The organism is Nonomuraea sp. MG754425 (assembly GCF_021699195.1).
GTDB lineage: Bacteria > Actinomycetota > Actinomycetes > Streptosporangiales > Streptosporangiaceae > Nonomuraea.
In genome coordinates this window covers 36,380-58,163 of sequence record NZ_SSXE01000093.1, presented here as the reverse complement: position 1 = coordinate 58,163, position 21,784 = coordinate 36,380, and the positions used below count along the sequence as shown (strand labels likewise).

Below are 21,784 nucleotides of genomic sequence, written 5' to 3'. Positions count from 1 at the left end.
ACGCCCGTCGGCCCCGGTGGCGGAAGTCGCCGGGGCCGATTCCCGTTCTGCGAAACGTGTCTCCTCAGGTGTGTCCGGTGTGCTTGACTCCCGCAGAGTGACCTCTGGGAGGGTTCATGGGGGAGTTTGTCGGGATCGACCCCCGCGGCGCGCATGAGCTGATCCGCCGGATGGAGGCGGGCAAGGCATTCCTGGGCAGGACCCGGCCGAGCCTCGACGCGGCCATCGCCGAGGCGGGCCCCGACTGGGCCGGCCACCAAGGGAGTACGGCCGTGCGCCGCGCGTGGGCCTTCTTCCACGAGTCCCAGCAGGACCTGCGCTGGCGCGTCGACACCGCCGAGCAGCTCGTGCCGGTGCGCGAGCGCGGCCTGCTCACCGCCGACTTCCCCTTCGGCTCCGAGTCCGAGGCCCGGCAGGACGCGGAGGACACGGCCGCCGCCGTGCGCGCGGCCCTCGACGACCCGCGGGCGCTGGCGCGGGCGCTCTCCGCCGCCGTCGGGAAGGCCGGCGACCCCGCCTACGCGGCGGCGCTGCTGGCGGCACTCGGCCCCGAGACGTTCACCGGCGCCCTGCGCCTGCTGACCGGCGCGCCCTTGGGCGAGGCGGACGCCGCGCCGCTGGCCAGGGCCTTCGCCGGCGCCGAGCGCACCGGGCGGCTCGGCGACGAGTGGCACGCGCTGGCGGAGACGGCCCCGGCGGAGGTGCTCACCGCCCTGGTCTCGCTGGCCGGGCCGTCCGGGACGTTCCTCGGCCGGGTGGCGCTCGCCCTGCTCGACCGTCCCGGCCCGGTCGGGGACTTGGGCGGGCTCGTCGCCGCCTTCGCCGCCAACCCGGTGGCGTTCCAGGAGTTCCTGGCCGGGCACCCGGGCCAGGCCGCGACCCTGCTGACCGCCGCCGCCGGCGACCCCGGGCTCGACGCCGCCCTGCGCGCCGCGCTGGAGCCGGGCGCCGGGGCCGAGGGGCTGCGCGAGCGGGCGCGGGCGACCGTCCGGCGCATCGGCGGCGGCTGAGTGCCATGCCGACCAGGGACCAGTTGCTGCGCGCGGCCGCCGACAAGGAGTCGCTGGCCGCCGCCTTCCAGCGGTACGCCAGGGCGCTGCCGGAGGCGTTCGAGGGCATCCCGTCCGGGCCCGTCGAGTGCGAGCCGTACTGGCGGGGGCCGGCCGCGCAGCGCTACCTCACCCAGGTGCTGAGGCTGCGCCGGGAACTGGACGACCTCGAGGACGCCTGCCTGGCCACCGCCGAGAACCTGCGCCGTCGCGCCAGGCGGCTGCGCGAGGACGCCGCCCGGGCACCCGGCCCCCGGTAGCGCCGGTCAGGTCAGGTCGGGGACGCCGCGCACGACCGTGGTCGTCAGCGTGCCGATCTCGCCGATGCCGATGGTGACCGTGTCACCGTGCTGGAGTGTGAAGGGCAGGTCGGGCACCAGGCACGTGCCGGTGGCCAGCACCGCGCCGTCGGGGAAGACGTCGGCCCGGAACAGGTATCCGGCCAGGTCGTCCAGGCGGCGGTTGAGCTGCGAGGTGCTCGCCTTGCCGTCCCAGACCGTCTCCCCGTCCCTGGCGATGCTGAGCGAGATGTCCAGCGCGTACGGATCGGCGACCTCCCACGCGGGCCTGATCGCCGGGCCCACCGCGCACCCGCCCAGGTAGATCTTGGCCTGCGGCAGGTACAGCGGGTTGACGCCCTCGATGGTGCGCGAGCTGACGTCGTCCACGACCGTGTAGCCGACGATCTCCCCGGCCGCGTTCAGCACGAGACCGAGCTCCGGCTCCGGCACGTCGATCTCGGAGTCCTCGCGCACCGCGATGCGCCCGCCGTCACCGGCGACCTTCCAGGCCACCGACTTGAAGAACAGCTCGGGCCGCTCGGCGTCGTAGACCAGTTCGTACACGTCGGCGGCGCGCTCGCTCTCCAGCACCCGCGCCTCGCGCGAGCGCCGGTAGGTGACGCCCGCCGCCCACACCTCCATGCGCCCGTCCACGGGCGGCAGCAGCGTCACGGACCCGGAGGGGTGCCTGGTCCCGTCCGCGGCGGCGCAGCGCTCCCGCAGCTCATCGGAGGACAGCCGGAGCAGTTCGCCGACGCCGGTGACGCCCGTCAGCTCCACCACCTGCTCACCGTCGTCGATTCCGACTGCGTCAGCGCTGGTCAGAGGGCTGGTGAACCGTACGATCCGCATTCCTGCTCCTAGCTCCATCAGACGAGGGGGCACATGTCATCCGATGAATTGTCCCCTAAGGAGCAACTTAATAGCTTTTCGGGGGTGATCGGGAGGGCCGCGACCGGCATTCCTGCCGAGATCGTCCGGCTAGACCACCTCGAAGTCGGCCATCATCGCCATGTCCTCGTGTTCGAGGTTGTGGCAGTGGAGCATGTACCGGCCGCGGTAGCCGTCGAAGCGGGCCAGCACGTCCACCACCTCGTACGGGCGCACGTCCACCGTGTCCTTCCAGCCCGCGTCCGTGGCCTCCGGTCGCCTGCCGTTCCTGGCCAGCACCTGGAAGTGGGCCAGGTGCACGTGCACGGGGTGGTGGAAGTCGCTGGTCAGCCGCCACATCTCGGCGGTGCCGAGCCGCGGGCGGGCCAGCGGCACCCCCGGCCGGTAGGGGTGGCCGTTGACCGTCCACACCTCGTCCGTCCTGCGGAAGTCGAACGTGCGGGACGTCACCGGACGCGGGCGGCCGGGCGGGCGCGACAGGGTCGCCGGGACGGCGGTGTCGTCGGGCGCGCGGCGGGTGACGACGAAACGCATCACGTTCCCCGCCGGGCCGTCGGCCAGCGTGTTGACCAGGGTGACCGCGCTGCCGGGCGGGTAGGCGGAGAAGTCCACGACGACGTCGTACCGCTCGCCGGGGGCCATCGTGATCGTGTCGTGCGCGACGGGCGCGGCCAGCAGGCCCGCATCGCTGCCGATCTGCGTGAACCGGCCGCCGGGGGCCAGCCGCAGCCGGTACCTGCGGGCGTTGGAGGCGTTCACCAGCCGCAGCCGGTGCCGGGTGGCCGTCACCTCGGCCACCGGCCAGGGCGCGCCGTTGACCAGGATCACGTCGCCCTCGACGCCCTCCATGTAGTCGGCGTCCAGCGCGAACGCCCCGCCGCCGGGCCCGCCGTGCCCGCCGTGCCCATCGCCATGCCCGCTCGCGTGCGTCTGGGGGTAGCGGAAGGAGCCGTCCTCCTCGAAGGCCCGGTCGCAGATCATCAGCGGCAGCTCCCGCTCGCCCCTGGGCAGCGGCAGCGCGTCCTCCTCGTCGTCGCGGACCAGCGCCATCCCGGCCAGGCCGCGCCACACCTGCGGTGCGGTGAAGTCCATCCGGTGGTCGTGGTACCAGAGCGTGGCGGCCCGCTGCTCCACCGGGTAGCGATAGTCCTTCAGCACCTCGTGACGCACCTCGCCCGGGTGGCCGTGCGGCGCGGAGTAACCGGCCGGGACGACGAGGTCCGTCGGGTAGCCGTCCGAACCGGGCGGGGTGACGCCGCCGTGCAGGTGGGTGGAGGTGGGCACGGGCAGCTCGTTGCGCACGCTGATCGTGGCGGGCACGCCGCGCCGCAGCTCGAACGTCGGCCCGGGGAAGGTCCCGCCGTACCCCCACACCTCGGTACGCAGGCCGGGCAGGATCTCGACGGCCGCCACCCGCTGCGTCACCTCGTACCGGCCGGGGCCGACCGGCCGGGCCACCTCGGGGATCGGCAGCGGCACGGTGAACGGCTCGGGCAGGCGCGCCCGGCCGGTCAGCAGCTCCCCCGAGCTCTCGCGCCGCCCGCCGCACCCGGCGGCGGCCAGCCCGGCCCCGCCCAGCACCCCGAGGAACGCCCTCCTGGAGACCCGCCGGTTCCCCGTCCTCATGCCGTCCCCTCCACCTCGGCCGAGTTCCTGGGGCGGCGGAAGGCCAGCCACGTCCAGACCGTGAAGACGGCCGACAGGCCGAAGATCGCCATCCCGAGCGGGAAGTGCCCCTCCAGCACCCGCCACTGCCCCAGCGCCACCTGCACCGTCTCCACCACGACCAGCCCGAGGGAGGCCGCCGCCGGCCACCACGCCCCCCTGCCGGGCCGCCACAGCAGGACGGCCGCCACGAGCTGGGCGTAGAGCATGGAGTGGGTGTAGCCGGCGTTGTCGCGGTGCCAGGCGAGCAGATCGACGTCGCCGGTGACGAACAGCCCGGCGAGCGCGGCCTGCGCGAGCACGCCCACGAGGTGGAACGTGGCCGTCAGCCGCAGCGACCAGACGATCCAGGCACGTGGCGCAGGGGTTGGGGCGGAGGAGCTCATGACGGAAATGCTGCCGAGCCGGGCACCCCGGTCACATCCCACACCGGACGGCACCACCCCGTACGCCCGGGGACGTACGACGGGGCTTCCGGGCTCGGAAACGTACGTCAGGGGGATGACGTGCGGCTTGGAGCCCTCGCCTACCTTATGGAGCATGAACACCCGCAGAACGGACACGATCATCGCGGCGGGCAGCCTGCTGGCCATCATGCCGGCCACGTACGCGAACCTGTCGTGGACCGGCCCCGGCGAGCGTCCGCTCGACCCGGCGGGCGTGGCGCTCATCCTGATCACGACCCTGTCACTGGCCTTCCGGCGCACCGCGCCGCTGGCGGCCGGGATCGTCGCGGCGGCCGGCGGGGTCGTCTACTACGCGGCCCACTACCCGGGGGTGTTCGTCGCCGCGCCCGCGCTGGCCTCGATCTACACGCTGGCCATGCTGGGCCGCCGGATGGACGCGATCTGGCTGGCGATCGGCCTGGCCGTGCCGGTGTACGGGCTGATGGCGCTGTCGGCGGAGGACCCGGCGGCCGGGAACTGGATGATGCTGCTGAGCGGCTGGCTGGTGGCCATGGTGGTGATCGGCGAGGTGACCCGGAACCGGCGCGCCTACCTGCGGGAGGTGGAGCAGCGCGCGACGGCCGAGGCGCAGCGGGCCGAGGCCATGGCCCAGCGGGCGGAGGCTCTCGCGGAGCGGGCGGAGGCGGTGGAGCAGCGCGCGCGGGAGGCCGAGCGGACCAGGGAGGAGGCCGCGCTGCGCCGGGCCGGCGAGGAGCGGCTGTGGATCGCCCAGGAGTTGCACGACTCGCTCACCCACAGCATCTCGGTGGTCAACGTGCAGGCGGCGCTGGCGATGGAACTGCTGGAGCGCAGGCCGGAGCGGATCGGGGAGGCGCTGGCCGCGATCAAGGAGTCGGGCCACGAGGCGATGCACGAGCTGCGGGCCACGCTCGGCGTGCTGCGGCAGAGCGAGCCGGAAGGGGCCGAGACCGGGCTGTCGGGGCTGCCGCGCCTGGTGTCCAGGGCCGAGGGGGCGGGGCTGCGGGTGACGCACTCGGTCTCGGGCGACCCGTACGCGCTGCCGCCCGACGTGGACCGGGCCGCGTACCGGATCGCGCAGGAGGCGCTCACCAACGTGTTGCGGCACGCGGGCGCGGCGGCGGTCACGGTGGCCGTCGAATACGATCCGTCGCGGGTCGTGCTGCGGGTGGAGAACGACGGCGAGCCGGGAACGGCCGGGCCGGGGATGGGGTTGATCGGGATGCGGGAGCGCGCGGTCGCCGTCGGCGGCCTGCTGGCGGCGGGGCCCGGCGAGCACGGCGGCTTCGCGGTGCGCGCCGAGCTCCCGGCGGGGGTGGCGGCGTGACGGCGATCAGAGTCCTCCTGGCCGACGACCAGCCGCTGATCCGCGCCGGTTTCCGCGCCCTGCTCGAACTCAACGACGACATCACCGTGGTGGGCGAGGCCGGCGACGGCGCACAGGCCGTGGAGCTGGCCGGGCGTCTGCTGCCGGACGTGGCGCTGCTCGACGTGCGCATGCCGCTGCTCGACGGCATCCAGGCCACCCGCAGGATCGGCGGCTCCCCCGAGCTGAACGACGTGCGCGTGGTGATCCTCACCAACTACGCGCTCGACGAGTACGTCTTCGCCGCGCTCAGGGCCGGGGCCAGCGGCTTCCTGCTCAAGGACATCGAGCCGGGCGACCTGGTGCAGTCGGTCAGGGTGGCGGCGCGCGGCGACGCGCTGCTGTCGCCGTCGGTGACGCGCCGCCTGATCGAGGAGTACGTCAGCACCCCGCCCCGCCCGGTCCCCGCCCCCGGCCAGGACCGGCTGACCGGCCGCGAGCGCGAGATCGTCGCCCTGGTCGCGAGGGGCCTGTCGAACGACGAGATCGCCGAGCACCTGGTGATCAGCGTCGCCACGGCCAAGACCCACGTCAGCAGGTCGATGATCAAGCTCGGGGTGCGCGACCGGGCCCAACTGGTGGTCTTCGCCTACGAGTCGGGGCTCGTGGTGCCCGGCGCCGCCGGTCAGACGGCCAGCAGGAACTCGTAGGCGTTCAGCGCCCAGACCAGCAGCCACAGGGCGATGGCGGGGAGGCGGTGCAGCCCCCGCCAGGTTCCGTCAGCAGGCACTCGCGATCACAACACCTTCCTTCGACGGCGGTGTCATCCTCCCGTGCCCGGTGCGCGCCCGGAGGCGCTCCCGGGAACACGAAGCCTTTCCCGAATTCGCCTGTGCGGCGGATCCGGTTTATCTGATCGATCGAATGTGACAGCACACTCCTGTTGCCCCATCGTAAATCGCGTAGGCCCACAAAAGGAGCATTTACTGACAAAGGATTCACGGCACCGATCGATGCGCCACCTGGCGATCTTGCGCCCGCGACCTCGGCCGCCGGGAACGCGGGCACCCGTCGAATCGGCCAAGCGGTTTCCCTGTCTCCGGCACGTCCACGCCATTCCAGCGGTCGCCGAAAACACCGTCGATCGCGAAATATCGATATTTCGGATTCGGTATCGTCAAGGACTCGCAAACCGAATATCCACCGGGCTCACCCGTTGACCGGCCTGCCCAGCGCGCTGCCCGCCAGCCAGTCCTCCCACGACTTCGCCCACGGCGTCGGCCCGTTGCCGAAGCGCAGCTTCCTGGACGTGCCGGTGACCTCGATGACGTCCCCGCGCCGGGTGAACTCGTAGAACCAGCGCGCGTCGGCCGGGCTCGCGTTCACGCAGCCGTGGCTGACGTTCGAACTGCCCTGCGCGCCGGTGGACCAGGGGGCGGAGTGGAAGAAGGTGCCGCTGTAGGTCATGCGCACGTTCCACTTCGTCCGGATCCGGTACTCGCCGGGCTCGCCGATCGTGGCCGAGTCCATGACGAGGTCGGCGGCCTTCTCCTGCGCGATCATGACGCCGGTGTAGCTGTCGTCGCCCGGCCGGCCCAGGCTGACCGGGATGGTCCTGACGACCTCGCCGTCCGCGCGCACGACCGCCCGGTGGGTCTCGGCGCTGACCTCGGTGATGTGCTCCGGGCCGACGGTGAAGGACAGGCTCCGGTCCTTCGCGCCCCAGAGCCCCGGCCCGGCCCGCAGTCCGGCCAGGTGCGCCACCACCGTGACCCGCTCCCCCACCGGCCAGTACGCCCGCGGCCGGAACTGCACCTCACGGTCGCTCACCCAGCTCCACGCGCCCACCACCGGCTGCGACATCCGCACCACCAGCGAGCGCTCGATCGCGGCCCTGACCTGCGTGGAGGTGATCGGCCGCGACAGCAGGAGCTGCACCGGCATGCCGACGCCGACCTGCTCGCCGTCCAGCGGCGACATGCCGCTCTCCAGCACCCGGTCCGGCTTGAGCGTGCTGAAGGTGGAGGTGGCCGTCACCTGCCTGCCGTCCGTGCCCGTCGCCGCCGCGCTGACCGTGTACGCGGCCGACGGCCGTAACGGCCACCGGGGCCGCCAGCGCCCGTCGCCGCCCATCGCGCCCCGCACCGCGCGGCCCTTGGCGTCGGCCACGGTCACTTTTGTGACCTGGCCGCCGGTGGCCTTGACGCTGATCCCGGCGTCGGGGGCGACCTCCCCGGCTCCGTCGGCGGGGGTGATCGACAGGACGGCCACCGGGCCCGGCGCCGGGCCGCCGCCACCACTCGTGGCGGTGCAGCCCGCGGTCGTGACCAGCACCGCCACGCAAACGGTGCGGAAAATCCGTTCGGTCCGGCCGTTCCGCATCGTTGATGCCTCCCGCGCCTGACATATAGGCAGTCATTGAGAGTAGACCGCTTATCGACGATCCGGTGGGCTCCTTCCCGGATTGACCGAACCCATGCGAACACGACGGCGCGGCACGTTGCGATGATCTTGATCTGGCGTTCCGCCGCCCACGATCATTGGCCGGTGGACTACTACCTGATCTCCGCAACGGCGGGCGATCGATCGCCCGCAGGGCTCCTGGTGGAGGAGTTCGTCCTGTGCGACGACTACACGGCGGCCGGCATCGACGGCACCGAGTGGGTGACGGAGATCGGGGCCTGGTCCGCCTCGGCGGATCTGAGCCGGGCCATCCGCGCCGACATCGACCTGCGCTCGCGGGTGACCCCGGTCAGCAGACCGGAGGCGTCCCGGGCCTTCCGGATGCTCGGCGGCGACGTGCTGCCCGAGGAGGCCGGGCTGCGCACGCTCTTCCAGGAACGCCGGGCGCTGCCCACCACGTCCCCGCTCAACCTAGGCAACGGCTCGTCGAAGGCGCGCCGCTACCGCATCCTGTTCGCCGGTGAGCTCGGCGAGACCGGGCTGGCCAACGCGCGTACGGCGCTGCGGCTGGAACCCACCGGCGACCCGCGCGTGGTCGGCGCGGCCTCGGCCAACTCCGGCGGCCACGGCTTCACCTGGGAGCTGCGCCGGATCGGGGCGGGCATCGCCTGGTGCGTGGACGTGACCGCGCGGCTGGGCTCCGGCCCGGTCACCACGCTCGGGGCGCTGCTGCACCATCACCGGCAGGCCGTCCGCGAGCAGGGCCTCATCCCCGTCACCGTGGAGCGCTTCGCCTGACCTGCCGGCTGTCACATTTCCGGTCCCTGTCCCGTCTTGGTGGTGATGACACGACTGAGCGGTTTGCGGGGTGGCGATGAAAGGCAGCTCACTGGCCAGGGCGCTGGACGAGCGGGTCGGCGGTGCCGGGTTCCTGAAGAAGGCGATGCGGAAGGTCTTCCCCGACCACTGGACGTTCCTGCTCGGGGAGATCGCCCTGTACGCGTTCGTGGTGATCCTCCTCACCGGGGTCTTCCTGACCTTCTTCTTCAAGCCGAGCATGAAGGAGGTGGTCTACGACGGGATGTACGTGCCGCTGCGCGGGGTCACGATGAGCGAGGCGTACGCCTCGTCGCTGGAGATCAGCTTCGAGGTGCGCGGCGGCCTGCTGATGCGCCAGATGCACCACTGGGCGACGCTGGTCTTCCTGGCCGCCATCGTGGCGCACGCCCTGCGCAACTTCTTCACCGGCGCCTTCCGCAAGCCGCGCGACCTGAACTGGCTGATCGGCGTGGCGCTGTTCGGGATCGTGATGCTCAACGGGCTGTTCGGCTACTCGCTGCCGGACGACCTGCTGTCCGGGGCCGGGCTGCGCATCCTGCACGGAGTGACGGTGTCGGTGCCGCTGGTGGGCACGTACCTGGCGATGTTCCTGTTCGGCGGCGAGTTCCCGGGTGAGGACATCGTCGCCCGGCTCTACAGCCTGCACGTGCTGCTGATCCCGGCGCTGCTGCTCCTGCTGATCCCGCTGCACGCGGTGGTGCTGACCTGGCGGCAGACGCACACCCAGTTCCGCGCCAAGGGGCTGAACGACCGCGTGGTGCGCGGCGCCCCGTTCTACCCGGCGTTCCTGGCGAAGACGACCGTGTTCTTCCTGTGGGTGCTCGGGGTGGTCACGCTGCTGGCCACGGTGTTCCAGGTCAACCCCATCTGGCTGTACGGGCCGTACGTGCCGGGGCACGTCAGCGCCGGCTCGCAGCCCGACTGGTACATGGGGTTCCTGGAGGGCGCGCTGCGGATCATGCCGGCCTGGGAGTTCACGGTGTTCGGCCAGACGGTGGCCATGAGCGTGCTGATCCCCGCCCTGGCCGCGCCGGGACTGCTGTTCGCCGCGCTGGCGCTCTACCCGTTCGCGGAACGGTGGATCACCCGCGACCGGGCCGTGCACCACCTGCTCGACCGGCCGCGGGACGTCCCGATGCGGGCCGGGCTCGGGGTCGCCGGGATCGTGTACTACGGGGTGTTGTGGGCGGCCGGGGGCAACGACCTGATCGCCACCACGTTCCACATCTCCCTGTACGCCACGACGTGGATCTTCCGGGTCGCGATCGTGGCCGGGCCGGTGCTGGGGTTCGTCGTCACGCGGCGGATCTGCCACGGGCTGCTGGCCCGCGACCGGCACACCGTGGCGCACGGGGTGGAGACCGGGGTCATCGTGCGCAGCGGCTCCGGGGGCTACACCGAGGTGGAGCGGCCGGCCACCGAGGAGGAGACGGCGGTGCTGGTGCCCGCGCCGCGACCCGCCCTCCCACCGGCCGCCACCGGCGACGTGCCGCCACCGGCCGCCCGCCGGGTGCAGGACGCGCTGCGCCGCTCCTGGGACGGGTGACCGGGGACGGGTGACCGGGGACGCGCGGCCGTCAGCCCCGGGCGGCGGGAGCCACGCTCTCGACACCGCGGTCCAGGCGCAGCCCGCGCGTCTCCTTGAACGACGTCAGCACCACGACCAGCGACACCACCGCGATCGCCACCATGTAGAAGGCGGGCGCGATCGCGCTGCCGGACGCCGACACCAGCCCCGTCGCGACGAACGGGGCGGTGCCGCCGAGCAGGACGAGGTGCGCCTGCGCACGCTCGACGGCTCCGCCCTGGTGATCTTTCCCAGGGAGATGGCGCCGCAGCTCTACGACCACATGCTGGAGACGTGCCGCGACAACGGCTTCCTGCCCAGCGCGATCCGGCACGCCCGCAACCCGCACTTCGTCCACGGCCTGGTCATGTCGGGGCTGGGGGCGCACCTCAACGAGGAGCCGTACGACGAGCTGCCGGCCGGGCTGGTGCGGCGGCCCATCGACGAGCCCCGGCTGACCTGGTCCACCTCGGCGGTGTGGCTCCAGGTGCAGGGCGGGGAGGCGGTCACCGCGTTCGCGGAGGCGGCGCTGGCGGGGCTGCGTTCCGTCGGCCACGCCTGAGCGCGCCGCTCATCCGGAACGGGGTCTCCCGCTCCAGAACGGGTCTCCCGCGAACCACGGGCGAACGACGGTCGTCCAACCCTCTGGACCGATCCCGGCCTGGTCCGCCCGGCCGGGGTCGGCGCTCGGGGGCAGGTGCGCGAAGGGGGATCCATGCACATCGGCGCGATACGGGGGACGGCACGGCTGATCACCGCGCTCGCCATGGTCACGGCGGCCTGCGGCGCGGGCCACCGCGCAGCCACCGCGGACCACTCCACCACGGACCACTCCACCACGGGCCACACCACCACGGACCATTCCGCCACGGGCCCCGCCGCCGCCGGAGCGGCCATCGCAGGGCCTGCCGCCGAGGGGCCCGCCGCCACAGGGCCCGCCGTCACCAGGAGGAGCCGGCGCAGCGCCGCCGACGCCAAGCCCATCGACTGCCGCCGGGTGAAGTGCGTGGCGCTCACCTTCGACGACGGCCCCGGCGTGTACACCGACGAGCTGCTCCGGCACCTGGCGGCCTACCGGGCGCGGGCCACGTTCTTCGTCATCGGGCAGAACGTGGCCGCCCACCCGGAGGTCTTACGCCGGACGTACGAGGCGGGGCACGAGATCGGCGGCCACACCTGGTCGCACCCCGACCTGACGAAGCTGACGGCCGCCGCGGTGCGCGCCCAGTTCGCCCGTACCGACCAGGCCGTCAAGGCGGCTATCGGGGTCACCCCGAAGCTCATCCGGCCCCCGTACGGGGCGCTCTCGGCGAGCGTGCGCCGGCAGACGAGGCGGCCGATGGTGCTGTGGAGCGTGGACACCCTCGACTGGCTGCACCGCGACAGCGCCAGGGTGGCCCGCAAGGCCGTCAGGTCGGTACGGCCGGGCAGCATCGTGCTGTTCCACGACATCCACCCGACGACGGTCGCGGCGATACCGCAGGTGCTCAAGCTCCTGTCGGCACGCGGCTACCGGTTCGTCACCGTCAGCCGGCTCTTCGGCGGCGAGCCGCCCCGGCTCGTGTACAGCCGGGCCCGCGGGTGAGGTGAGCCCCGGCTCCGGCGGGAGCGCGGGCGCGGTGGGACCGGCCCCACCGCGCCCGCGACTCAGACCAGCAGGGCCAAGCGCTCAGACCAGCAAGGCCCAGGGCTCAGACCAGCAAGGCCCGGGGCTCAGACCGGCAGGGCCCGCGGCTCACGACCGGCAGGGCCGGGGGCTCAGACCAGCAGGGCCGCCACCGCGAGGGCCGGCTCAGGATGACCGGCCAGCAGCGCCCGCACCTCCCGGTGCCCGGCGTCGCCGCCGGTGCCCGGCGCGCGCCACTCACCCTCGCACCCGAGCAGCCCGGCCACCGCGTCGCACGCCACCGGATGCCCGTGCAGCAGCTCCGCCACCGGCCCGGACGCCGCCGACCCGGAGGCGGGGAGCACGGCGGGCTTGGGGCGAGGCGTCCACGGGGGCACCCAGGAGTCGACGGCCGTCAGCGAGCCGGGGAACGTGCGCCCCGCCTCCCGGACGAGCACCGGCACCAGCTCCGCCGCCCCCTTGCGCAGCGTGGTGATCAGCTTCGGCAGCCACGGCAGCAGCACGTCGTCGGGCAGCCGTCCGAACGCCTTGGAGATCACCTCCACCACGAACCCGGACAGGCCGGGCGCGAGCTCCATGGCCTGTACGAAGCCCATGATGTACTGCGGGACCGACGGGATGACCAGCGGGTTGCCCAGCAACTCGGCGCAGCGCGCCCGCAACTCGGCGATCGGCAGCAGCCCGAGCTGGTGCTGCGCCGCCCACAGCAGCGCCACCTTGCCGGGCGCCTCCGGATGCGACTGCCGCACCGCCAGTTCGAGCTGGGCCCGGTCGCAGCCGAGCGCCAGCGCCAGGCTCTCCATGGTGAACAGGAAGCCCAGCATGGCCGCCACCTGCCGCACGCCCGTCTCCTCGTCGAGGAAGGCCGTCGGGAGCAGCGTGCAGTAGTGCGCGTATCCGGCGATCACGAACGCCTCGCACCAGGCGGGCAGCTCGGACTCGTTCGCCCGGTAGTAGGCGAGCAGCCGCCGGATGCGGCGCAGCACCTCCGGGGCGTCGTCCACGCTGCGCTCGGCCGCGAGCAGCTCCACCGCGCGCGCCCCCAGCTCGTCGGCGAAGCGCCGGCTGCCCAGGAACAGCACGGCGTCCTCGACCGCGGCCAGCGCGACCGCCGCCGTGGCCTTGGGGTCGTGCACCGAGCGCCGCAGCCGCTGCTCCAGCACCTGCTCGATGGTGACGCCCTCGTAGCCGAGTTCGATGATCGAGCGCTGGTGCTTGCCGAACGCGAGGTCCCAGCTCTCCTGGATCGAACGCTCGCCGAGCCGCCGCTCGCCCATGATGGGCCGCACCGCGTCGGACGGCAGCAGGTAACGCAGCATCCACAGCAGGTCGGAGCAGGGCACCAGGTCGGGCTCGGCGTTGAGGTCGAGCAGCGCCCGCTGGATCGTGCGCTTCTCCAGGTCGAGGCCGAGCGGCTCGAGCCGGTCGTAGACGTTCCTGGCCAGCGGCGGCAGCGCGTCGTAGCCGACCTCGCCGAGCCGGTCGCCGCCGAGCAGGATCTCGCACAACCGCCGGATGTCGCGCCGGCCCGGCACCGCGTCCTTCTCGATGCAGGTGACGGCCGCGTCCTGGAAGTCGTACGGGGTCGGCCTGGCGCGGTTGCGCATGCCGGCCAGCAGGATCGAGGTCTCGTAGACCGCGATCGCGTCGGCGGTGCTGGCCAGGTAGCCGTTGCGGCGGGCCAGCCGGACGATGTCCACCGACCAGCCGACCAGCTCGGCGTCGTCCAGCGGGTCGAGCGCGGGCGGCCTGGACAGGAACCCGGTCAGCTTGTCGGCCACCTCGCCCCGCGGCGCGGGCGCGGGCAGCTTGGCCGCCCGCTTGCGCGCGCCGCGCTGGCCTTCGAGCTGGAACGGGACCAGCCGGTCGCGGGTGAGCGCCTTGGTCCACATGGCCGCCGCGATCGACACCGAGCCGGAGGCCAGCCCGAACTGCGCCTCGATGGCCGAGTGGCTGGACGGGATGAGCCCGTACAGCCACTTCGTGGCCGAGCGCGGGCTGATCTCGAAGGGGGCCGTGGACCTCAGGCCGAACTGCTCGACGTGGCTGGCGGCGTGGAAGGCGCCGCACACGTACAGGCAGTCGGCGGGGTCGGCGCCGGAGCCGGCCAGGTGCTCGCGCATCCTGGTCCACATGTAGCGCTCGCGGTCCTCGTCCATGGCCAGCCGGGCGGCGTCGGGACGGAGCCGGCGGAACAGGCTGCCGATGAGCACCATGACCTGGCGGTAGGTGTCGTAGTCGGCGCCGGACAGGGGCTGCTCGACGTACTGGTCCCACCACTCCGACCAGTGGCGCACCTTGCCGTGGTGCAGCAGGTGCTCCTCCAGTTCGGCGAAGCCGGGGCGCAGGTCGCCGATCTCGACGCCGACCGCGTCGCCGTGCAGGCCGGCCTCCTCGTCCTTCGGCGGGGCGGGCGGCTCCTCCTCCTTCGGCGCCCACTGGAAGACGTGGTCGGTCGAGCGGTCCACCAGCACCAGTTCGACGCCCGGGGTCTCGAGCGCGTACGAGATGGCCTGGTACTCGGCCGACGCCTCCGTGATGGGCGCGACCACGCTGAGCGGCGCCCACGACTTCGGGAAACCGTCGATGTCGGTCGCGAACGCCTGCAACGCCACCGGCAGGCGGCAGTTGCGCAGCTCGGTCAGCAGCGGCTGGAGGTCTTCGCACAGCTCCAGGTAGATGACCTTCGGCTGCTTCTCGCGCAGCCTGCGCACCATCGCCAGCGCGGAGGCCGGCGAGTGGTGGCAGACGGGGAAGATCTCCAGCTCCTCGCGCAGCGCCCGATCGACGTCGTCGACCAGGCCCGACAGGATGCCGGAGACCGCGACAGGACTGTCGGCGAACTGCTCGGCGGCGCCGAGGAGCTGCTCGCGCAGCTCCCCGAACGGGCTCGTCAGGCCGGTCATGAGAGCGTGGAGATGGCCTCGCGGCCGCCCTCGAGGAACTCCGGCCACTCCCCGCCGTCCTTCTTGCTGCGGGGCTCGACGACACCGTGCCAGTACTTGTTGAGGATGGCGAGGTCCTCGGGGCTGCGCCGGGCCAGCGAGCCGACCAGGGAGCCGGCCAGCGTCTGGGCGCGCAGCACGCGGTCGCCGAAGAAGTTGCTGTGCAGGATGGCGTCCTCCAGCACGCCGATCTGCTCGGCCGTGGACAGCGCCGACTCCAGCTTCTCGTCGTCGCTGGTGGCCGAGGCCGCCGCCGAGCGCAGGTCGGCGAAGCTCTGCAGCAGGATGTCGAGCAGCGTGGGCGGCAGGTCCAGCTCGATCTGGTGCCTGCGCAGCAGTTCCTCGGTACGGAAGCGGACGATCTCCGCCTCGCTCTTCTTGTTCGTCACGACCGGGATGCGGACGAAGTTGAAGCGCCGCTTGAGCGCCGAGGACAGGTCGTTGACGCCCCGGTCGCGGCTGTTGGCGGTGGCGATGATGGAGAAGCCGGGCTGGGCGAAGACGATGTTGTCGTCGTCGAGCTCGGGGATGGAGACGTACTTCTCCGACAGGATCGAGATGAGGGCGTCCTGGACGTCGCTGGTGGAGCGGGTCAGCTCCTCGAAGCGGCCGATCACGCCCCCCTCCATCGCCGTCATGATCGGCGAGGGGATCATCGACTGGCGCGACTGCCCCTTGGCGATGACCATGGAGACGTTCCACGAGTACTTGATGTGGTCTTCCGTGGTGCCGGCGGTGCCCTGGACCACGAGGGTCGAGTTGCGGCAGATCGCGGCGGCGAGCAGCTCGGCCAGCCAGCTCTTGCCGGTGCCGGGGTCGCCGAGCAGCAGCAGGCCCCGGTCGGAGGCCAGGGTCACGATGCTGCGTTCGACGAAGCTGCGGTCGCCGAACCACTTCTGCGGGATCTCGCGCTCGATCCCGTCGGAACGCTCCGAGCCGAGGATGAACAGCCGGATCATCCGGGGGCTGAGCCGCCAGGAGAACGGCTTGGGGCCGTCGTCGATCGACTCGAGGTAGTCGAGCTCCTCCGCGTACTTGACTTCCGCGGGTGCGCGCAGCATGTCGTCACTCATTCGCCGGTCTCCTAGGTGAGGAAGTTCTTGAGCTCGAAGACGAGCTTGTGGATGTGGCCCGAGATCACCGGGGTGCCCAGGGCCTTGAATTTCTTGCGGAACCACGGATCGACGCTCTGGACACCGGAGCTGTTGACCGACCCGACGGGGATGAACTTCACGCCCGAGCGGTAGACGGACTCGATGCCGTCGTACAGCGGCTGGGAGGCGCCGAACTCGTAGAAGTCGGAGATCCACACCATCACGGTGTTGCGCGGATCGCTGATCTTCGGCCGGGCCATGGCCATCGCCACCGGCCCGTTGTTGCCGCCGCCGAGCTTCGTGCGCAGCAGCACCTCGAACGGGTCGTGGATCCACGGCGTCAGGTCGATGGCCCGGGTGTCGTACGCGATGAGGTGCACGTCCACCTTCGGCAGGCCCGCGAAGATCGAGGCCAGGATGGTGCAGTTGACCATCGAGTCCACCATCGAGCCCGACTGGTCGACGACCACGATCAGCCGGGCCGGGGTGGTGCGGTGGGCGGTCTGCTTGTAGTAGAGCCGGTCGACGTAGAGCTGCTGGTCCTCGGGGCTCCAGTTGGTGAGGTTCTTCCAGATCGTGCGCTCGACGTCGAGGTTGCGGAAGACCCGCTTCGGCGGGACCGACCGGTCGATGACGCCGACGCTGGTCTTCTCCACCTGGGTGCGCAGCACCTCGGCGACCTCGTCGACGTACTTGCGGATCAGCGCCTTGGCGTTGGCCAGCGCGATGCCCGACAGGTTGGACTTGTCGCGCAGGAGCTGCTCGATGAGCGACATGCTGGGCGTGAGCTTACTGGCCAGGGCCGGATCGGCGAGCACCTCGCGCAGGCGCATGCGCTTGATCAGGTCGCCTTCCAGACCGCCGAGGACCTTGGCCAGCTCCTCGTTGCCGGGGCTGTGGCGCAGGCCGCCCGGCTCGCAGCCCATGCCGCGCTCGAACCAGCCGGCGTCCTGCTTCCAGCTTTCGAGCTGGCCGGCGGAGACGTCGCCCGAGCCCGTGGCGAACACGTTGAGCAGCAGCTTGGAGACCAGGGCGGCGCGGCGTACCTCGTCGCCCGCCTCCTGCTCCTTGCCGGCCATCAGGCCGTCGAACTCGGCGGCCAGGTCGGGGAAGCGCTGCACCAGGTTGTCGACCGACACCCCGGGGTCGAGCAGCGCGTGCGGCAGGCCGAGGTCGCCGACGATGCCGAGGCTGGCGTTCTCCAGCGCGGGCTGCTCGTCGGGGCTGAACAGCCGGGCCATCAGGCGCCAGTAGAGCACCTGCCGCCTGGTCTCGTCGGCGCTCTGCACGGTGTCGGTCTCGGGGGTGTGCGTGGTCGCGGGGGTCTCGGTCATTTCCGCAGCAACCGCCCCGCCCGCTCGCGCAGCACGGCGACCACGTCGCCGTTCTTGTTCGCGGCCTTGGCCGCCTTCGGATCGGTGGGGCCGAGCGCCCAGTCGCCGTTGTGCGCGGCGACCTGCTGCTTCTTGACCGTCGCCTGCACGGCCAGCGGCTGGAGCGACCACTGCCCGCCGTCCCAGCGCACCAGGCCGATGCACGCGGTGGACACCTTGAGCAGCGCAGGGGTGAGCGGGCCGCTGGACGGCAGCCGCCCGAGGTCGAGCCCGATCCGGTTGCCGCCCAGGTCGAACGAGCCGCCGTCGCTCTTGTAGCCCTCGACGAGGACGACCTCGGCCAGGCGTACGGGATGGCGGTCGAGCGGCGTGACCGCCGGCGCCACGGTGGCGGCGAGCTGCACCCGCGCGATCGCGAACGGGTCGGCGTCTTCCCCCGCGCGGGCCCGGTCGTCGTGCCACCGGAGGTCGCCGCCGGGCAGCAGCGGCATGTCGGTGATCTCCACGGCGCGGCGTTCGGCCAGCGCGGCCAGCAGCACCGGGTGGCCGCCGAGCAACTGCCACACGGTCGGGCCGACGATGGTGTCCACCTTGGCGGCGGCCACGCTCGTGCGGACGAGCCGGCCGGGCTCGCCGTTGCGCTCCAGGATCGCGTGGACCTGGACGCGGACGACCGTAGCGTGCTCGTGCACGTCGGCGCCCAGGATCAGCAGCCGGCCCGACACCTGCTCGGGGGCCGCGTGGTGCCACGGGCCGTGCTGCGACAGCAGCATGGCGCGCGTCCACAGGTCGGCCCAGCGGCGGGCGGGCAGCCGCTCCATCGTGGCGATCGGGCCGGACGCGCGCAGTTCGGTCGCCAGGCCGTCGAGCAGCACCGCCAGCCCGCGCAGCTCGGGTACGGCCAGCAGCGCCTCGATCGTCTGGTCGGCCGAGGAGACCAGGTCGTGGTCGACGCCGCGCCAGCCCACGATGGCCAGCTCGCGCAGCCAGATCCGGCAGCCGGCCAGCAGGTTGTCGGCCGGCTTCGCGGGGTCGGCGGCGTCGGCGGCGGGCTCCCAGGGGGCGCGGGTGCGGCCGAGCGCGGTGTCGAGGCGGGCGAGCAGGGCGTCGTGCACCGCGCCGAACAGCGCGGCCCGCCCGCCGGCCAGCGCCGCGAGGTGCTCGTCGGCGACCGAGCCGGCGCTCACCTTGTCGACCGCCTCGGCCAGCCGCTCGCCGACGGGGGTGCCCGCCAGCGCGCCCGCCATGGCCGCCAGCGCCGCGGCCGGCTCCTCGCCGAGCCTGGCCAGCCCGTTGGTGAGGGCGGCGTCGAAGCCCGCCACCAGGTCGAGCGCCTCGGGGGCCCCGGCCGGGGCCTCGCCGAGCAACTCGCTGAGCTGTACGTCGAGCATCAGCACACCGCCTTGTCCGTGGTGATGGGCGCCTGCGCGCCCGGCGGGCTCGTCGCCGGCATCAGCGCACCTCCCCGGTCGCGGGGAACCAGTGCAGCTCGGCCAGCGGCTCGGTGCTGTCGGGCACCTCCAGGTAGGCCAGGTGCCGCAGGAACCGGCTGAACACGACGGCCGCCGGGGTGCGCTCGACGTGGCCCGTGATCTGGGACATCAGCGACCCTCCCTCGGGTACCTCGACCCGCAGGTAGCGGGCCACCCGGTCGAGGCCGTACTGCACGACCGCCTCGTCGGCCAGCATGCGGATGTGCTTGCAGGCGTAGCCGTGCAGCGCGCCGCACGGCCGGTTGTTGTTGGTGCTGCAGCTCAGCGCGTGGGTGCCCGCGGTGATCGACGAGACGTAGACCCGCTCGATGTCGGATCCGCTCGACACGACCCCTTGCAGCCGGCCGTCGGCCAGCTCGACGAAGGGCACCTTCGCCAGCTTGCGTGGTTCGACGGGTGGCACCACCCGCACCACGCTGCACCGCTCCCACGCGGTTTCGTCCGCGTCCACGACCTCAGAACCTCCCGCCCGCCGGCTCGTGAGCGCAGGCGGAAGTGCCCGTGCCCCATGCGGCCGGCTGATCAATTGATCTGGGAACTTACCGGAGGGCACCGACAGACCCGCACCAAACGATCAAAGCCCCTGGTCGGGCTGGGACCACCCGCGAGACGCCCAAACCGGCCATGAACGTATCCTGCTGGTATGGGGTTGATGGAACATTTGTCGGGCTTGCGGCGTGAAAGCCGTCCGGGCTGCGGTGCGGCCTCGGGATAGCATCTCTGTTCCCGACGCGGCGATTTCATCGTCTCGTCTTGACGAACTGCTGGTCGAAGCCGTTTTCAGCGCCGGTGCGCACTTCGGCATCGTGTACGTGCTGGCCGACGAGCGCCGGCTGCTCCAGATGGAGTCGGCGATCGGCCTGCCCGTCACCGTCGCCCGTACCTGGATGCGGATCAGAACGAATGCCTCCGTTCCGGTGGCGCTCGCGGTCCGGGAACGGCGGCTCATCTGGCTCAGCGACCGGGTCGCGCTGGCCCGCGAGTTCCCGGCGGCGGCGCTGTCACTGCCGTACCACTTCGCGATGGCCACCTCGCCGGTCTGCTCCGACGGCGTCGTCTGGGGCGGTCTCGTCCTGGGCTGGCCCACCGCGGGCGAGTCCGAGCTCACTCCGCAGCAACTCGCCGTCATCGACGACGTCCGCGCGCGGATGGGACGCCTGCTGCACGAGGCCAGCGGGCGGGGGCACCCGGTCGTCCCGCCCGCCCAGCCGCGCGTCCTGGACCCGATCCGCGCCCACCGGCCGGGCCCGTACACCGGGCTGGCGGCGCTGACGTCGCTCAACTCGCTGCCCGAGGGCTACTGCCACCTGGACGCGTACGCGCGGGTCACCCTCGTCACCGCCCCGGCCGCCGAACTGCTCGCCACCCAGCCCGCGCAGATGCTCGGCAAACGCCTGTGCAAGGCGCTGCCCTGGCTGGACGACCCGATCTACGAGGGCCGCTACCGGGCCGCGATCGTCGGCCATCAGACCACCCGGTTCACCGCCCGCCATCCCGACGGCCGGCGGCTGTCGTTCCAGTGCTATCCGAGCCTGCCCGGCGTCACGCTCCGCATCACGCAGGAGGGCACGACGGACACCGGCGCCGAGACCGCGACCGGGGCGACGGACGGGCGGCCCCGCGTGATCGGGTTGCACGACGTGCTCCACCTGGCCGCCGCCCTGGCGCAGGCGACGACGGCCCAGGACGTGCTGGACCTGGTGGCCGATCACGTCATGCCGGTCACCGAGGCGCAGGCCATGGCCATCCTCACCTGGGACAGCGGCCGGATGCGGGTGGCCGCCTCGCGCGGCTACAGCCCCCGGGGGCTCGACGACTTCAACGGCCGCCCGGTCGCCCACGCCGTGCACTGGGGGCGCGGCTACGACCAGGGCCGGCCGGCCTTCTACGCCACCTGGGAGGAGTTCCACCGGACCTACCCCGACGCCATCCGCATCGACGGCATGGGCGCCTGGGTGCTGCTGCCGCTGGTCGCGCTGGGCCAGTCGATCGGCACGTGCGTCCTGGCCTACGAGCGTCCGCGCGAGTTCAGCGACAACGAGCGGTCCGTGTTCACCGCGCTCGGCGGGCTGATCACGCAGGCGTTCGAGCGCGCCTGGCTCTTCGACAGCAAGCACCGGCTCGCCGAGTCCCTGCAGTCGACCCAGCTCCCGCACGATCTGCCCGAGCTCGACGGCCTGGACGTGGCCGCCAGGTACGTGCCCGCCACGCCCGGCATGGACATCGGCGGCGACTTCTACGACCTGATCCGGCTCAGCGACACCGTGGCCGCCGCCGTCATCGGGGACGTGCAGGGCCACGACGTCACGGCCGCCGCGCTCATGGGCCAGGTGCGCACCGCCATCCGCGCGCACGCCACCGCGGGCGCCGACCCCGGCGAGGTGCTGGCGCACACCAACCGGCTGCTGACCGAGCTGACCCCGGACCGCTTCACGAGCTGCCTGTACGTCAGCTTCGACCTGCGCCGGCGCACCGCGTCCCTGTCCAGCGCGGGGCACCTGCCGCCGCTGCTCGGCCTGCCCAACGGCCCGGCCGAGATCATCGAGACCGCCCCCGGCCTGCTGCTCGGCATCGACCCCGACACCGACTACGGCACCACGGACCTGAACGTGCCGCCTGGCTCGGTGATGGCCCTGTACACCGACGGCCTCGTGGAGGCGCCCGGCCTCGACCTGGGCGACGCCATCGCCGCCCTGGCCGCCCGGTTCACCGCCGCGCCCGACCGGCCGCTGTCCGACCTCGCCGAGACGCTGACCGCGCCCACCGAGAACGAGCGGCGCACGGACGACATCGCCCTCCTGCTCCTGCGCAGCACCCTGCCGTCCGGTTGATCGGTGGGATTGTCCAATAATATTGTCAACCAT

19 protein-coding genes are annotated in these 21,784 nt (G+C 72.6%); 9 read left to right on the top strand and 10 right to left on the bottom strand.

Features of this window, described 5'->3' with window-relative positions; genetic code table 11:
- The first annotated feature begins 116 nt into the window (after positions 1-116).
- Entirely contained in the window at positions 117-1,010 is an 894-nt protein-coding gene (locus tag FAF44_RS29195; RefSeq protein ID WP_237106505.1) for a hypothetical protein, read from the top strand.
- 5 nt (positions 1,011-1,015) lie between these two features.
- On the top strand, positions 1,016-1,309 hold the full coding sequence (locus FAF44_RS29190; protein WP_237106504.1) for a hypothetical protein: 294 nt from the start codon (positions 1,016-1,018) through the stop codon (positions 1,307-1,309).
- Between the two features lie 6 nt (positions 1,310-1,315).
- Here the strand turns inward: FAF44_RS29190 and FAF44_RS29185 are convergent, their stop codons facing one another.
- The 3 genes from FAF44_RS29185 to FAF44_RS29175 all read right to left on the bottom strand — a co-directional run bounded on the left by FAF44_RS29185 (position 1,316) and on the right by FAF44_RS29175 (position 4,272).
- Positions 1,316-2,182: a fumarylacetoacetate hydrolase family protein gene (locus FAF44_RS29185; RefSeq protein ID WP_237106503.1), complete on the bottom strand. Its 867-nt coding sequence runs from the start codon at positions 2,180-2,182 to the stop codon at positions 1,316-1,318.
- Between the two features lie 129 nt (positions 2,183-2,311).
- On the bottom strand, positions 2,312-3,847 hold the full coding sequence (locus FAF44_RS29180) for a multicopper oxidase family protein (RefSeq protein WP_237106502.1): 1,536 nt from the start codon (positions 3,845-3,847) through the stop codon (positions 2,312-2,314).
- A complete protein-coding gene (locus tag FAF44_RS29175) occupies positions 3,844-4,272 on the bottom strand; it encodes a hypothetical protein (RefSeq protein ID WP_237106501.1) in 429 nt (142 codons plus the stop codon). The genes FAF44_RS29180 and FAF44_RS29175 overlap by 4 nt, the downstream gene beginning before the upstream one ends.
- Before the next feature lie 154 nt (positions 4,273-4,426).
- Between FAF44_RS29175 and FAF44_RS29170 the strand changes: the two genes are divergently transcribed.
- Positions 4,427-5,638, top strand: coding sequence for a sensor histidine kinase (locus tag FAF44_RS29170; RefSeq protein ID WP_237106500.1), 1,212 nt, complete (start codon positions 4,427-4,429; stop codon positions 5,636-5,638).
- Positions 5,635-6,327, top strand: a complete 693-nt coding sequence (locus FAF44_RS29165; RefSeq protein WP_237106499.1) for a response regulator transcription factor — start codon at positions 5,635-5,637, stop codon at positions 6,325-6,327. Before FAF44_RS29170 ends, FAF44_RS29165 begins: the two co-directional genes overlap by 4 nt.
- 499 nt (positions 6,328-6,826) lie before the next feature.
- On the opposite strand, the gene FAF44_RS29160 is transcribed toward FAF44_RS29165, so the two are convergent.
- Complete coding sequence (locus FAF44_RS29160) at positions 6,827-7,951, bottom strand: Ig-like domain-containing protein (RefSeq protein ID WP_237106498.1); 1,125 nt, start codon at positions 7,949-7,951, stop codon at positions 6,827-6,829.
- A 213-nt stretch (positions 7,952-8,164) separates the two neighbouring features.
- Between FAF44_RS29160 and FAF44_RS29155 the strand changes: the two genes are divergently transcribed.
- Both FAF44_RS29155 and FAF44_RS29150 read left to right on the top strand, forming a co-directional pair.
- On the top strand, positions 8,165-8,818 hold the full coding sequence (locus FAF44_RS29155) for a hypothetical protein (protein WP_237106497.1): 654 nt from the start codon (positions 8,165-8,167) through the stop codon (positions 8,816-8,818).
- A gap of 76 nt (positions 8,819-8,894) precedes the next feature.
- The gene (locus FAF44_RS29150) at positions 8,895-10,406 is read left to right on the top strand and encodes a cytochrome bc complex cytochrome b subunit (protein WP_237106496.1); all 1,512 of its coding nucleotides are present in this window, start codon (positions 8,895-8,897) and stop codon (positions 10,404-10,406) included.
- 31 nt (positions 10,407-10,437) lie between these two features.
- On the opposite strand, the gene FAF44_RS29145 is transcribed toward FAF44_RS29150, so the two are convergent.
- Complete coding sequence (locus FAF44_RS29145; protein WP_237106495.1) at positions 10,438-10,590, bottom strand: hypothetical protein; 153 nt, start codon at positions 10,588-10,590, stop codon at positions 10,438-10,440.
- Between the two features lie 45 nt (positions 10,591-10,635).
- Between FAF44_RS29145 and FAF44_RS29140 the strand changes: the two genes are divergently transcribed.
- A complete protein-coding gene (locus FAF44_RS29140; protein ID WP_237106494.1) occupies positions 10,636-10,989 on the top strand; it encodes a LysR substrate-binding domain-containing protein in 354 nt (117 codons plus the stop codon).
- 153 nt (positions 10,990-11,142) lie between these two features.
- Positions 11,143-12,012: a polysaccharide deacetylase family protein gene (locus tag FAF44_RS29135; RefSeq protein WP_272895160.1), complete on the top strand. Its 870-nt coding sequence runs from the start codon at positions 11,143-11,145 to the stop codon at positions 12,010-12,012.
- 173 nt (positions 12,013-12,185) lie between these two features.
- Here the strand turns inward: FAF44_RS29135 and FAF44_RS29130 are convergent, their stop codons facing one another.
- From FAF44_RS29130 to FAF44_RS29110, 5 genes are all read right to left on the bottom strand, one after another.
- The gene (locus tag FAF44_RS29130) at positions 12,186-14,960 is read right to left on the bottom strand and encodes a DUF5682 family protein (RefSeq protein ID WP_237106493.1); all 2,775 of its coding nucleotides are present in this window, start codon (positions 14,958-14,960) and stop codon (positions 12,186-12,188) included.
- Positions 14,957-16,072, bottom strand: a complete 1,116-nt coding sequence (locus FAF44_RS29125) for an AAA family ATPase (protein ID WP_237106492.1) — start codon at positions 16,070-16,072, stop codon at positions 14,957-14,959. The genes FAF44_RS29130 and FAF44_RS29125 overlap by 4 nt, the downstream gene beginning before the upstream one ends.
- A gap of 11 nt (positions 16,073-16,083) precedes the next feature.
- On the bottom strand, positions 16,084-17,427 hold the full coding sequence (locus tag FAF44_RS29120; RefSeq protein WP_237106491.1) for a VWA domain-containing protein: 1,344 nt from the start codon (positions 17,425-17,427) through the stop codon (positions 16,084-16,086).
- Complete coding sequence (locus FAF44_RS29115; protein ID WP_237106490.1) at positions 17,424-18,818, bottom strand: hypothetical protein; 1,395 nt, start codon at positions 18,816-18,818, stop codon at positions 17,424-17,426. The genes FAF44_RS29120 and FAF44_RS29115 overlap by 4 nt, the downstream gene beginning before the upstream one ends.
- 61 nt (positions 18,819-18,879) lie before the next feature.
- Positions 18,880-19,371, bottom strand: coding sequence for a hypothetical protein (locus tag FAF44_RS29110; RefSeq protein WP_237106489.1), 492 nt, complete (start codon positions 19,369-19,371; stop codon positions 18,880-18,882).
- Positions 19,372-19,726: 355 nt separating this feature from the next.
- Here FAF44_RS29110 and FAF44_RS29105 point away from each other — a divergent pair, with 355 nt between their 5' ends.
- Complete coding sequence (locus FAF44_RS29105; RefSeq protein ID WP_237106488.1) at positions 19,727-21,751, top strand: SpoIIE family protein phosphatase; 2,025 nt, start codon at positions 19,727-19,729, stop codon at positions 21,749-21,751.
- Positions 21,752-21,784: the final 33 nt, after the last annotated feature.